This window comes from Dysgonomonas massiliensis, assembly GCF_900240225.1.
In the GTDB taxonomy this organism is placed as follows: domain Bacteria; phylum Bacteroidota; class Bacteroidia; order Bacteroidales; family Dysgonomonadaceae; genus Dysgonomonas; species Dysgonomonas massiliensis.
Window position 1 is genome coordinate 1 of record NZ_OEPV01000002.1, and the last position, 12869, is coordinate 12869.

At 30.1% G+C, this 12869-nt stretch carries 12 protein-coding genes and 1 pseudogene; 10 read left to right on the plus strand and 3 right to left on the minus strand.

Annotated elements, in window-relative coordinates; all coding sequences use genetic code 11:
- Positions 1-98: pseudogene (locus tag C1A06_RS15395) on the plus strand (IS982 family transposase); the annotation flags it as partial.
- A 291-nt stretch (positions 99-389) separates the two neighbouring features.
- Here C1A06_RS15395 and C1A06_RS02115 read toward each other — a convergent pair.
- Positions 390-1595: a site-specific integrase gene (locus C1A06_RS02115; RefSeq protein ID WP_101688586.1), complete on the minus strand. Its 1206-nt coding sequence runs from the start codon at positions 1593-1595 to the stop codon at positions 390-392.
- Between the two features lie 367 nt (positions 1596-1962).
- On the opposite strand from C1A06_RS02115, the gene C1A06_RS02120 reads away from it, so the two are divergent.
- The 9 genes from C1A06_RS02120 to C1A06_RS02160 all read left to right on the plus strand — a co-directional run bounded on the left by C1A06_RS02120 (position 1963) and on the right by C1A06_RS02160 (position 11231).
- Positions 1963-3195 (plus strand): site-specific integrase, encoded by a 1233-nt coding sequence (locus tag C1A06_RS02120; RefSeq protein ID WP_101688587.1) that lies wholly within the window; start codon positions 1963-1965, stop codon positions 3193-3195.
- Between the two features lie 2 nt (positions 3196-3197).
- Entirely contained in the window at positions 3198-3437 is a 240-nt protein-coding gene (locus C1A06_RS02125) for a helix-turn-helix domain-containing protein (protein ID WP_101688588.1), read from the plus strand.
- Positions 3438-4197: 760 nt separating this feature from the next.
- The gene (locus tag C1A06_RS02130) at positions 4198-5034 is read left to right on the plus strand and encodes a PD-(D/E)XK nuclease family protein (RefSeq protein WP_101688589.1); all 837 of its coding nucleotides are present in this window, start codon (positions 4198-4200) and stop codon (positions 5032-5034) included.
- A 2-nt stretch (positions 5035-5036) separates the two neighbouring features.
- A complete protein-coding gene (locus tag C1A06_RS02135) occupies positions 5037-5612 on the plus strand; it encodes a hypothetical protein (RefSeq protein WP_101688590.1) in 576 nt (191 codons plus the stop codon).
- Positions 5613-5734: 122 nt separating this feature from the next.
- Positions 5735-6712, plus strand: coding sequence for a hypothetical protein (locus tag C1A06_RS02140; RefSeq protein ID WP_101688591.1), 978 nt, complete (start codon positions 5735-5737; stop codon positions 6710-6712).
- A 102-nt stretch (positions 6713-6814) separates the two neighbouring features.
- Entirely contained in the window at positions 6815-8719 is a 1905-nt protein-coding gene (locus C1A06_RS02145) for an ATP-binding protein (RefSeq protein WP_101688592.1), read from the plus strand.
- Between the two features lie 54 nt (positions 8720-8773).
- The gene (locus C1A06_RS02150) at positions 8774-9688 is read left to right on the plus strand and encodes a phosphoribosyltransferase-like protein (RefSeq protein WP_145996323.1); all 915 of its coding nucleotides are present in this window, start codon (positions 8774-8776) and stop codon (positions 9686-9688) included.
- Positions 9685-10023, plus strand: a complete 339-nt coding sequence (locus C1A06_RS02155) for a hypothetical protein (RefSeq protein ID WP_101688594.1) — start codon at positions 9685-9687, stop codon at positions 10021-10023. Before C1A06_RS02150 ends, C1A06_RS02155 begins: the two co-directional genes overlap by 4 nt.
- Before the next feature lie 182 nt (positions 10024-10205).
- Positions 10206-11231 carry a retron St85 family RNA-directed DNA polymerase gene (locus C1A06_RS02160; RefSeq protein ID WP_101688595.1) on the plus strand — a complete coding sequence of 342 codons (1026 nt, stop codon included), beginning with the start codon at positions 10206-10208 and terminating at the stop codon, positions 11229-11231.
- Here C1A06_RS02160 and C1A06_RS15320 read toward each other — a convergent pair.
- Positions 11222-11791, minus strand: coding sequence for a DUF6642 family protein (locus C1A06_RS15320; RefSeq protein ID WP_306346011.1), 570 nt, complete (start codon positions 11789-11791; stop codon positions 11222-11224). The two genes, C1A06_RS02160 and C1A06_RS15320, sit on opposite strands and share 10 nt — an antisense overlap.
- Positions 11788-12684, minus strand: a complete 897-nt coding sequence (locus C1A06_RS02170) for a tyrosine-type recombinase/integrase (RefSeq protein WP_245871982.1) — start codon at positions 12682-12684, stop codon at positions 11788-11790. The genes C1A06_RS15320 and C1A06_RS02170 overlap by 4 nt, the downstream gene beginning before the upstream one ends.
- Positions 12685-12869 lie beyond the last annotated feature (185 nt).

Below are 12869 nucleotides of genomic sequence, written 5' to 3' on the forward strand. Positions count from 1 at the left end.
CCAATCTGATTGCCGGATTATTAGCATATAGTTTCTTACCGAAAAAGCCTTCGATTAGGGTAGATATAATAGAAGATAGCCAATTGACTATCTTCTAAAATCATTTTCTTATATCGAACTCACGTTAATGAATATTCTTTGTCTATATATTTCAAATCTCCGATTTTAAAAGAATTGTAATTGTTAGCCAACTTATCAAATAATTCTTCTAATTGAAGTAAACCATGTATATCAACAGAAATTAAGACACTATCCTCTCCTCTGAAATTGTCAAAGAATCCAATTCTGATATATTTTTCTTGTGTATCCACGTTATGAGATAGATATAATTGCACATTAAAACTTTTTACAAGATACAAAAAAGAGGGAACTAATAGCTCCCTCAAATATCAAAGTAAATTCTTCATTGCTTCATCAATTTGGCTATTCTCAAAGCTGTCTAAATAGATTTGTGTAACCTTTTCAGAGCTATGTCCTAGTGATTCAGATATTATTGCTGTGTTTACTCCAGAGCGTTTTAGAACAGTTGCGAAGCTATGACGTGCTACATAGGTTGTTAAATCAATTGGAATATTCAGTTCTTTACCTATCTGCTTTAACTCTCTATTTACCTTTGTTATCACTTTATGCACCCTATTTGCTTTCTGAATTTCGGTTTTATGAAAGTCTGACAAAATAGGGAACAAATAAGAACTGTTATTATCAGCGTATTTACTGACAATCTTCATTGCTTCTTCTTGTAACGGTATCTTAATTAATTTGTGCGTCTTTCTGCGGAAATATACAAGCCTATTATCAATTATATTATCCCACGTTAAATAAGCCATATCAACAAAGTTAATACCCGCCATCAGATAAGAAAATGTAAATAAGTCAATTGCTAGTTTCTGATAAATGCTGTTTTCATCGCAAGAATAAGTAATAACAGATATAATCTCATCTTTAGAAATTGAACGCTTGACTGTTTCTTGTTTCAATTTTGAGACATTATAATCATCAAATGGATAATGTTCTGCTTTTACAATATTCTCTTTAATAGCTATATTGAAAACGGCTCGTAATGTTCTAAAACGAATGCCAATTGTATTAGTGGAAATATTGTTGCTTCTTAGCCAAGTTTCATATTTTCTTAGCCAAACAATATCAATATCTGAAAAGTAGATATCTAGATGTTTATTAAATGCTAACAGAGAGTTTAACACTTGTTGATGCGATAAAGCATAACCACGTCTTTTTTCAGCAAACAAACGTTGTATCTGTTCTTCAAATACTTCTTTAACTGTTCGCTTCTTTGTTGGCTTGTGTACTTTATCTATCAGTGTTTTAGCAGTAAATTCTTTATTATCAGATTTTAATTCGATAATTTGGTCTCTATACTCTTGCGTTTTCTCTGAAATAAGTTTTAGAATATGGTCTCTATTAGGGCAATTACGTTTCGGTTTGTTCTTCTCAAAATCCCAATATTTGGGTTTTACAGATATTCCGATACTTTGATATTTCTTTTTTCCATCTTTACATACACGAATCACTAAAGGATGCTCTCCGTTTGATAGTGTTTTTGACTTGTAACACAAGACATTAACCGTTGCATTCATTGCGTTTTTTGGTTTAACTCTTGGTTTAACTTTAGTCGTTAAATCTATGGTAAATTAGTGTAGAATAGCTATCAATTAAGCCATTTTTTGAGGAGTATATATAAATAAAAAGACCATAAATCATTGATTTACAGTCTTTTAAAAGTGGTGCCACCAGTTCTAATTCAGGTTGCCTTTATTTTCTCACATTTTTTAACTAAAATAATTTTTTTGTTGATTTTCACCATGTTGCGAACATGTTTGATTTGGAATTTTCAAAAGTTATACACATACTTATTGAAATCAGGGGCATAAATGTTTTACCTATGTTTTACCCCTTAGCTTGTAAGCACGAAACTCTACAATTAAAAAATTAAAAGTAAAGAATATGAGCACTATAAAATTTAAAGTCATAATCAGACTAGATAAATTATCAAAATCAACAAATGAAGCACCAGTATGTTTAAGAATAACTAAAGACAGACGAACTATGTATAAAACGCTATTACACGTTGACCCTAAATATTGGGATGATAAAAATCAATGTGTAAGGAAGCAACACCCAAATGCTGACATCTTAAATTTAGACATTACGAATAAGAGAGCAAGTCTTGAGCGAGAAACTTGCCATCTATCCGTAACGAATGAATCTGTTAGCATAGCCACTATACGAAATAAGATAAATAACAGAACATCTATTGATTTATTTGAATATGCGAATAATTATATTGAGCAATTATATAAAAATGGGCAACATGTCACATACAAAAAGACTAAATCAGTTATCAAAAAACTACGATTATATGTAAAGAAAGAGACCTTACCAATAAAAGCTATAACTCTAGACTTTATAAAACAATATGAAAATCATTTGATGAATGATTTAGGAAATACAAGGAACACAACTACAGTCAATATGAAGACTCTAGCTAAGTTGGTTGGAGATATTTATCGAAATAATGATTTAGACGAACTGTACAATCCATTCCGAAAAATAAAATTTAAACGAGAGGATACAGAGAGACCCGTTTTAGATATAAATGAGATACAAACAATTAAAGGTCTAAACATAAAATTACAGAGTCCATTGTATGATGCTCGAGAAGTATTCATATTTGAATGTTGCACCGGCATTCGTATCTCTGATATACTTACTTTAAAATGGAAAAATACAATTGCTAAGAAGATAACAATACGTATGCGTAAAACAGATAAACCTCTTACTATACCTCAATCAAAAGGTGCTCGAATGATATTAAATAATAAACGAAGAATATTAGAAAATAATGGAGTGAAAATTGACCCAGAAAACTATGTTTTCAATATTTTGAAAGTAGATGTAGAAAAAGTTTCAGCCCAAGAATCATTGAATGCAATAAGCTCGGCAACAGCAATAATAAACAAACGTCTTAAGCGAATTGCACAGTTAGCTAATATAAACAAAAATATATCAACGCACACGGGTCGGCATTCTTTTGCTACAGCGTTACTCTTTAAAAAAGCAAAACTCCATCAGATTAGGGAGCTACTCGGACATGGAGATATAAGAATCACTCAATTATATGCGAAAGTTCAATTTCAAGAGATGGAAGAAGCAATTAAACTATTAGATAATTTATAATTATGGACAAATCAAATTTATTTTTTACATCAGAAGATGTTGCTACTATTTTAATGGTAAGCAAACGTACATTGCAGAATTATCGTAGCGAAGGCAAATTGAAGTATTATAAGGTTAGCCGAAAAACGATTAGATACCGTGTAGAAGACGTAGTTGAATTCCTCAAACAGAGTTCTTGCTGTTCTTATCAAAAAGATAGGATAAATACTTTAATCGAAAAATACACCCCAAAACTAGAATAAATATATGCAACCTCAAAAAGCTATTTTTTCAACAACACAGAAAAGAGGCAAAATACAAAAATGTTCTTTCTATAAAGGAAACAGCTATATCTATTATGATTGTCAGAAAGATAACACACAAAACATACGTTAGGTTAACCATAGCAACCTATAGAAAACCCACAGAAATTGCGGTTGTGTATATAAACAATAGTAATAGGCACTAGCATACTCCCACAAAAAGTAAAATAAGGCGCGGGTGAATGTTGTTTATCTTTAATATTCATATAGTCTATATAGTACAGTAATATACATAACTATGCTTAACCATTCCTATAGGTAAGGTAGCTAAGAGTAAAAATGGATAGATTCTCTAGATACAGATCACAAAGAAAATAATAGGAATGTGCAACTGCATTTAAAGGCTACCCCACCCCTTAAATTGATTTAGGGTATGGGGTATGATGAGTAACTGCGGTTAGATTAAGAAGTAGTTATTAGATCAAGATATTTGTTACTGCAATATAAATAACTGATGTACTTTTTATATCTTTACATAAATCAAATTTGAAATATAAAGAATAGATAACAACAAATAACATACATATTGATATAAAGCATTAGCTTTTTATTCTTTGCTACTGAAAATCGCCAAATTTTTAAAATGCTGTAAAAGATTAAGAAGTAATGCCTGCGTTCTAGCGTGGGCTTTACTCATTTTACAGCAAGGTGTTTGGCGATACCCCAGTGGAAAATGTAGTTTTAGTCCACGTTTTGCATCATGCTACAAGAAGAACAATTTATAATTCTAATTAATAAACTAAAAAATCTTAGTAAGGAAAAACTCAATCAGACTATACAACAAAGACAGTCCTTAGAAGACTTTTTTTTGAAGTCGATTGAAACGTTTAACACTTTATATGAAATAGAGCAAAAACGCTTAAATGAAAAGTATGTTGAGCCTTTTGCTAAAGAATATTCATTCCTTGAGCAAAAATCTGTTTTACAAGTAATAAGAAAACATCATTGGGAAACATTCCATTCCTTACTTCTAAAACATCTTTGGCAACAACCCAGGCTCTTGTACTCATTTATTGATAGAATTAATCGTATAGAAAATAAAGAGCTTATTTTACAGCAAATAATACTAGATAATTATAAAATAGAGGTGGAACACCCTATTAAGAATAAAAAAACAGAAAAAGTAGAGCGATTTATCGATTTACTAATAACCGATAATAATAAAAAGTGGCTCATCGTAATTGAGAATAAAATATATAGTGAGGTTTCCAAAAATAAGAGTGGTAAGGGAACGCAACTTAGCAGTTATTACAATTATATAAAAAATGATAGTCATTTTAAATCATTTGATAATAAAATATACATCTTACTTAGTCATTGCGATAATACAAAATATACTAACAATGAATGGATATATACAGACTACTACAATGTATTTTCATCAATGCTAAGAAATAACGATGCAGACAACGCAATACAACTAGATTACTTAAAAACTCTATATCAACTATTATTTAATGATAGAAGTATAAGTTCTGATTTATCATTATATACTATGAGAAAATTTTATATCGAAGTACAATCAAAGGTAAAATAGAAATGAATGAATTTACAAAATTAAATATTGCATGTTTAAAAGATATGCAAATGCTATTAGATGTAATAGCTGATACAGTTTATAAACTAGACAATGCTTTGTCAATAGAACAAAATAAAATACATAAATACTTGAAAGAAAATCTACCCACCTACTTCAATGTTGAAGAATGGGAAAAAGATTTTGATGTTTTTTCACAAGATGATGCTAACGAAAGCCTATTAATGCCTAATATAGGCATTACATATTCCACTACAATAAATAAAATTACTAAACGACATTCAATTAGATGCTTTGATTTATACATAGGATACCTATCTGATGAAAGGCAGAATGTTATATACATACAGCTTTTTAATGATTTTGAGACCTTCATATTAACAGAGTTATTTATTTCTGAACTTAAGAAATATATTCCTAAAGAATGGAAATGTGATTCTGATAATAACCACGAGGAACCTAATATTTATATTGAGTTTCCATTAGATGAAAAATTTTCGACAAAAAAGATAGAAGACTGCATCCAAATTTTTAAAGATTCTATTCTACGACCTATAATAGACAAATTACAGTCATAAAATTCAACGTTCTGTAACTACAATTATCAAACGTTGAAAGTTAAATAATGATTTGCATAGCATATTATTTATAGCTATAATTAGAGTTCAGTATTTATCATTATTGATTTTTTATTGTAGCTATGATAGATAAAATCGTTTTTTACATTAACGATGTTGATGTTGATGCCATAGAAAAGAGTCTCTGGGAATATGGCTCTATCGATGAAGAATTAGATTTGGTTGGTCTTGATAAAAAAAGAGGTACATCAAAGTACGGAACGATACTAAATAATGCTATAACGATAAAAATACATTTATCGAAAGATGGAACTTATACATTAAGAGGTCATGGTTCACTACAAAAGTTTTTCAAAGGCAATAACTACTCCACTTTCTCAGTAACAGAGGCACAGAAAGCAATAACTAGCTTAGGTAAATTAATGGATATTCCTTTAGAGCGTTTTATATTATCTAGCATAGAAATAGGAGTAAACATTCCGATGTCTAAAGAGCCGATGATATACATAGATATGCTTTCCTTCTATCGTATAAAAAAATGGCCATTTACTTTAATGAAGCCACTTGCTAAATCAAGTCAGTATCATGGTCGCTATTGCAGATTATCAGAATATGAGATTAAGTTTTATGATAAAACTTTCGAAGCAACATATAGAAAAATAAAGCTAAAAGATACCGTTCCCTCTAACATCTTACGTTATGAAATACAGCTTTTCTCGAAAAAATATCATGTATTTGGATTTAAAAATATTAAACCTCTAACGGCCGAGAAATTGCTTAATCCACGACTATATAATAGATTCATAAGAACCTTAAGAAAAACATTTGACGATATATATTTAGACGATATTGATAAAGACTATAGCAAAAAATTGCCCAAAGACGTAAAAGAGTATATATTTGTATCATCTGAAGATTACGATTTATATCTCGAATATTTAGAAAAATATAGAACTAAGAAAGAATATCAACAAGCAAAAAAACACAAGAGATATTTGGAGAAAGAATTTCAGTCACTAAAAGAGACAGATAATATACATGAGTTAAAATCTAAATTTGAAGAAGCAATAAGCCTAATTCACGATACGAGGAAACACTGAAAATTAAATTTTCAAATACAAAATTCACAACTTTTCCCATATCTAATAAGCAGGAATAATAAGATTCACACCCCAACCCAACACCATAAGTGAGAGAGTAAAATGAAAGAGGATACTGTTATACAAGGAACACTATTTGAAGATGATTATTTAATTCGTTCTTTAGGTGGAATTGCAAACCAAACAGACATTGCATTAACTGAACTTGTAGCAAATGCTTGGGATGCCGGAGCAACTAATGTCTCTATTTTTATCCCTGATAAAAAAGGAGATAAACTTATAGTAAAAGACAATGGCATAGGATTAACTTCTGAGCAATTTCACAAGAGATGGATGAAGCTAAGATATAATAGACTTAAGCATCAGGGTAAAAATGTAATATTTCCAGATGGCAAAAAAAGAAATCGAATAGCTTATGGTCGAAATGGAGTTGGTAGACATAGCTTACTATGCTTCAATGATGAATATACTGTAAAAACAGCAAGAGATGGAAGTTTATTCGAAGCTGTTATTTCAACACTTGTTGAAGGAGAAGCTCTAGCTATAGTAAGTGAAAATATTAGTCCTTCAACAGAACAAGGAACAACACTGGAAGTAGTTGTTGATAGAAATTTACCAACTGTCGATAAAATACGAGAAATAATTTCTTCAAGATTTTTATTAGACCCCGAATTTAATATCGAAATAAATAGGGAAAGACTTCCATTAGAGGATTTAGATGGATTATTAGACACTAGTAATTTAATATCTAAAGATGGGATAGAATTAACTGCATATTTTATAGACTCCAAAAAAACGGCAAGAAAAAGTGTTTTTCAAGGAATCGCTTTTTGGCAAAGAGGACGTTTGGTAGGCAATCCATCTTGGATTTTAAGTGATAAACTATACATAGATGGCAGAACCTCTATAGCCAAAAGATATTCAGTTATTATTAAAAGTGATAATTTAGAAGAAGTTATAAAAGAAGATTGGAGTGGCTTCAAAAATGACATAAGAGTCGAAAATTTATATACAGTAGTTGCTGAATATGTAAACTCTATGTTTGATTCTGTAGCTAAAAGTACAATAGAAGAAACCAAGACTTTTATAAAACAAGAATTAAAAGGCAAACTTAAAGAAGCATCTCCCTTGACCCTTCTTGAAATAGATGAGGTTATTGAAAGTATCACTATCAATACACCAACAGCAAAACAAGATTCGATAACTATAGCTGTGGAAGCAATAATAAATCTAGAAAAATCCAAGAACGGACAAGAATTACTCGCTAAACTATCAAAACTTAATGAGGAAGATATAGCTGGTCTTAATCAAATATTAGATAAATGGACAGTAAAAGACGCGCTCACTGTCTTAAGTGAAATTGACAGACGAATATCTATAATCGAAGCAATCAGAAAATTATCTAGTGATAAGACTATCGATGAGTTGCATGTTTTGCATCCACTGATAACAGAATCAAGATGGCTTTTTGGCCCCGAATATGATACAGCAGAATATACGTCTAATAAGCAGATGCAAACTGTAATTAAAACTCTTTTCAAAGACAAAATAAATCCTAATGTAAATATAAATTACAAAAAACGTCCAGACGTAGTTGTTCTAGCAGACAATACAACCTTATCCGCAACAGGAATAGAGGAACACGCATATGATTCCAACTTAGTTGAAGTTAAACGACTCTTAATAGTCGAATTAAAAAGAGGTGGTTTTGAGATAAAAAGAGCTGAAAGAGACCAAGCTAATGCTTATGTTGAAGATTTATTTGCACATATGAAGGATGCTACATCTATTGTAGCTTATGTTGTAGGTGATAGTATTGCATCTAATATACAACCAGTCTCCACTGTTGGAGATGAAAATAAAGGACGAATTTTTGTTACTACCTTTTCTCAATTAGTAGATACTGCAGAAAAAAGGATGTTTAGGCTACGTGAAAAATTAAGTGGAATGTATGATGATATTCCAGGTATGGAATTATATAGACAAACACAAATTACGTTTAAGTAAAAACACAAATTGCCCTTATCTAATAATTAATATTTGAGAGAAAGTAAACATATAGTGGAAAAGAAGAAAATATTAAGTAAGTCAACTTATGTACTTAATGAAAGTGACTTCATCTCTCATTACGAATTATATGAGCAATATGACTGGTTATTAGATAGAGTAAAAGGTTTAGAATCTTTATGGAGTTTTCTTAATGAAGAAGAGAGAGCACTTATGATAAAATTATTCTCTTATTTTCATGTAATGGGTCACAGTGAAGAGAAGGAAAGATTAGAGAAAATTGCCTCTGTAATAACTGACGAATGGAATTGTTCTCATGAGAATACTGTAATAGTTTCAATATGCAAGGACAATAAGCCAGATGGCTCTCAAGAGATGGCCAACTCTCTGAAGAATAAATTTGAAGGGTATGACTGGGATGAAAGTAATATTTGCAACAGATTTGATAACTTTCTATTAAGCAGAAGATTAACAGACTATAAAAACATTATTCTTTGTGATGATTTTATTGGATCAGGGCATACAATTGCAAGTAGAGTAAAGGATTTAAAAAAAAATATACCTACACGAAAGTGGTGGCAGTTTTGGAAACCTCGATTTCAAGAAACGAAAATTTATATAATTGGGATAGCAGGCATGCAAGATGCTCATCCTGTCATTATGGAAAATGGGACTTATAACTGTCATATAGGTTTATTTTTAAATAAAGGGATTAGAGATAATTTTCAAGGTAACGACAGGGAAAATAATATTAAAATAATGAAAGGGATAGAGCTTAAACTTGCTAAGAGAATAACTCTTAAAAAAAGAACTCTTAAATTAAAGAAATATAACTTTGGATGGAATGGAGCAGAAGCTCTATTTTGTACTGAAGATGGAAATATTCCCAATAATGTATTTCCAATCTTTTGGTGGCCAAAACTAGAAAATGGAAAGAAAATTACTCCTTTATTTAAAAGAGTGTTATGACTAATTATTTGTACGAAGACAAGAGGATATTAACTCTATTATATGAGAAAGGAAAACTTGATATATATAAAATACATCAAGAAGAATTATTTTCTCCAGCACAAATAATGCGTAGTGTCAGAAATTTTATCTCATTAGGCTATATCAGAAAAGAAGACTTGATCATAAAACCTACTAAAGAGGGTAAACTATGGATTAAAGAAAATCTTCCTAAAATATTAATGGAAAGATCAGATAAAATATTCACAAAGATACCAGAAGATATGCTTATTGAAGAAGATCAAAAAATACACATAAATGAACCTTATATACCTGAAAAAATATTTTGCTATTAAATAAAGAGGGAGAGTGGCAAAGAATTAGACTTTGAGATGCATTCGTCTCGTACTGCAATGTCACTTTTAGCTAATAATAATCCATTAAAAATGAGATTATCATTATCAATTATCATTGTAAGAATAGATCTTCTTACCATAAGTAAAGAAGCCACTCTCTTTTCTATAAGTATATAGTAGTTATGAATGAACAACAGAATAATATTGAAATATGGTATCACGAAATTGATAAGGCAAACGATTTGACATCACGTCAAAATTCATATGCTAAGAAGTATGTTGCAACATTATTGAAGAATAATGCCGTCGTAATATTCGATTTGTATCACTTAGCATGTCTTATTGGAATAAAATACCATATTTTACTTAAAATGTCTCATTCCTCTAAACATTTTTATTATGACTTCACTATTAAAAAGAGAAATGGGGATGATCGTGTTATCTCTGCACCATTCCCATCATTGAAATATACCCAAAAATGGATATATCAAAACATATTAGCAAAAGCACCTATATCTCCTCATGCAAAAGGGTTTGTTCCCAATCTATCATTACTTAATAATGCAGAACCTCATTTGCATCAAAATGCTATTTTACAAATGGATATAGCTAATTTTTTCCCTTCTATCAGTTGGAAAAGGGTGTATAATGTTTTCAAAAACATTGGTTATAATAATAGAATTTCTGCCGCTTTAACCAATCTATGTTGCAAGCATAATTCCTTACCCCAAGGAGCACCGACAAGCCCCATTTTAAGCAATATTATTTTGTCCAAATTAGATAAAAGATTATCAAAGTTAGCTGAAAAACATTCATTAACTTATACTAGATATGCCGACGATATAACATTTTCGGGATATATAATCCCTAATGAATTAATCAATATTATTTCCTACATAATAGAAGATGAAGGATTTATCGTTAATAATAATAAAACAAGAATTGCTAGAGGTAATAAAAAGAAAATAGTAACAGGGATCTCTGTTAACAGTGAATATTTAACCATTCCACGAAAAAAGAAACGCGAAATACGCCAAGCTATATATTACATAAAAACCAAAGGGCTCTCTTCACATATGGAAAACATTAACAACTCAGATCCTATTTATATTTATAGGTTGTTAGGATATCTTAATTTTTGGAAATTTATTGAGCCTGAGAATAGCTATGTAATAGATTCAATCAGAATTATAAAAAGTCAATTGTAATACGCAAACTTAAGCTTTACACTAAGTAATACACCACATAGATATGATAACTCAGAATCTATCTTTCTTATAGTTCTGAATTTCTGCAATAAATCAAAATATAATAATTCAAAAGCAGTACTCGCGATAAAATCAACGACTTTACAGTAACCCGAAATAAACTGGCAATTTGTAGTTTTGATAAAATTGCAAATATTGGTTTCAGATGTACGTAAAGTAGAGCAACTTCCGAAATGCACAATTTTATTGACTAACTGACCCTCTAAAACTGTTGCAATTTCTTTTAGTGTTATATATTGATTCTCTACTTGAATGCGATTAGTACGTCCATGAAATGCCAAATACAAAACAGGATAGTTCTTATATCTCGTTGTCGTAAATTGCTGCAAACGATAAAAGAATTCTTCTTTGGTATTACATTTATGATAAATATATTTTACACCCGAAACTGTACGAAGCAATTCAAGTATAGGCCTTATACTTTGATGACTTCGTGGATTCTTATTCCAGTTGCCCTCTAAACAATAAATATTCCTTTCATATGTCTTTATATTACTCAAAGTACAATATTGCTAAATACATCATAAAAACGCGGCAAATCCTGCTCTCTTATTATCTCATCATTATATACCTCTAACATTTGAACACTTCTATGACGGCTATATTTTGAAACAGTCAATAATTCGCCTTTATATGATTTTATTAATTTGGTTATAAAAAAATGACGGAAACCGTGAGTGCTTCCGTCAATATTCAATTCGTTTAATACTTTCTTTATTATCTCTCGAATGGATTTTGTTGTCAACCGACTACCCGAAGAGAAATTGCTCTCACTTCGGAATAATGCACCCTCTCGAATTCTATACTTGTATAAATATGTTTTCAAAGCTTTTACAGTCTCTGGATGCAAATAAATGAGTTCTTTGTCATCTTGTCCTTTGCCTATAATAAAAGCAGTTTTATCTTTTAAATTAATATCCGTTACATCCAACCTTACTATTTCCACTTGGCGTAAACCTTGAAATATAAGTAATGACAAAATGGATTTTAATCGTAGATTCTGAATTGTTGGCTCTAGTAATGAACAATGATTAACTATTTTAGCTATATCCTCATCGCTGAGACCATCTTTCTTATGGAGCTTACTTTGCCTAAATCCTCTAACCTTTGTATTTAGTTGAAAAGGTAGTCTTTGCAAATTATTTAAACCATCAATGAAAATCTTGGCAGAAATTAAATACTTATTCTTTGTGGAAACACTCAGTGTGTCAATAGAACCTAAATAACGTTTATACTCTAAATAAGTATTGGGGTTAATTCCGTGCAGTTTTACAAAATGGATAAAGTTTTTAATACGACTTAAGTATTCTTTTCTTGTGTTATCGGTAACATCTATACAATCAAATATACTATTCTTTAATTGTGATACATCGTTATAGTTTACGATTTCCATAGTTATATTTTTAAAAGTAACATGAAGTTACAAAAAAACATCTATATTCGCAACACATAATACATTGATTATCAGATTTATAAATATTAAAAACCAAATGTTTTACCTATGTTTTACCAATCAAAAACAAAAAACGTTATAAATTATTCATTTACAACGTTTTATTATTTTTTTAAAGTGGTGCC

What these genes read in the sequence shown, in the direction of transcription:
- C1A06_RS02115 (WP_101688586.1), bottom strand. Translation starts at nt 1,595, where the DNA reads ATGAATGCAACGGTTAATGTCTTGTGTTACAAGTCAAAAACACTATCA.
- C1A06_RS02120 (WP_101688587.1), top strand. Translation starts at nt 1,963, where the DNA reads ATGAGCACTATAAAATTTAAAGTCATAATCAGACTAGATAAATTATCA.
- C1A06_RS02125 (WP_101688588.1), top strand. Translation starts at nt 3,198, where the DNA reads ATGGACAAATCAAATTTATTTTTTACATCAGAAGATGTTGCTACTATT.
- C1A06_RS02130 (WP_101688589.1), top strand. Translation starts at nt 4,198, where the DNA reads ATGCTACAAGAAGAACAATTTATAATTCTAATTAATAAACTAAAAAAT.
- C1A06_RS02135 (WP_101688590.1), top strand. Translation starts at nt 5,037, where the DNA reads ATGAATGAATTTACAAAATTAAATATTGCATGTTTAAAAGATATGCAA.
- C1A06_RS02140 (WP_101688591.1), top strand. Translation starts at nt 5,735, where the DNA reads ATGATAGATAAAATCGTTTTTTACATTAACGATGTTGATGTTGATGCC.
- C1A06_RS02145 (WP_101688592.1), top strand. Translation starts at nt 6,815, where the DNA reads ATGAAAGAGGATACTGTTATACAAGGAACACTATTTGAAGATGATTAT.
- C1A06_RS02155 (WP_101688594.1), top strand. Translation starts at nt 9,685, where the DNA reads ATGACTAATTATTTGTACGAAGACAAGAGGATATTAACTCTATTATAT.
- C1A06_RS02160 (WP_101688595.1), top strand. Translation starts at nt 10,206, where the DNA reads ATGAATGAACAACAGAATAATATTGAAATATGGTATCACGAAATTGAT.
- C1A06_RS02170 (WP_245871982.1), bottom strand. Translation starts at nt 12,684, where the DNA reads ATGGAAATCGTAAACTATAACGATGTATCACAATTAAAGAATAGTATA.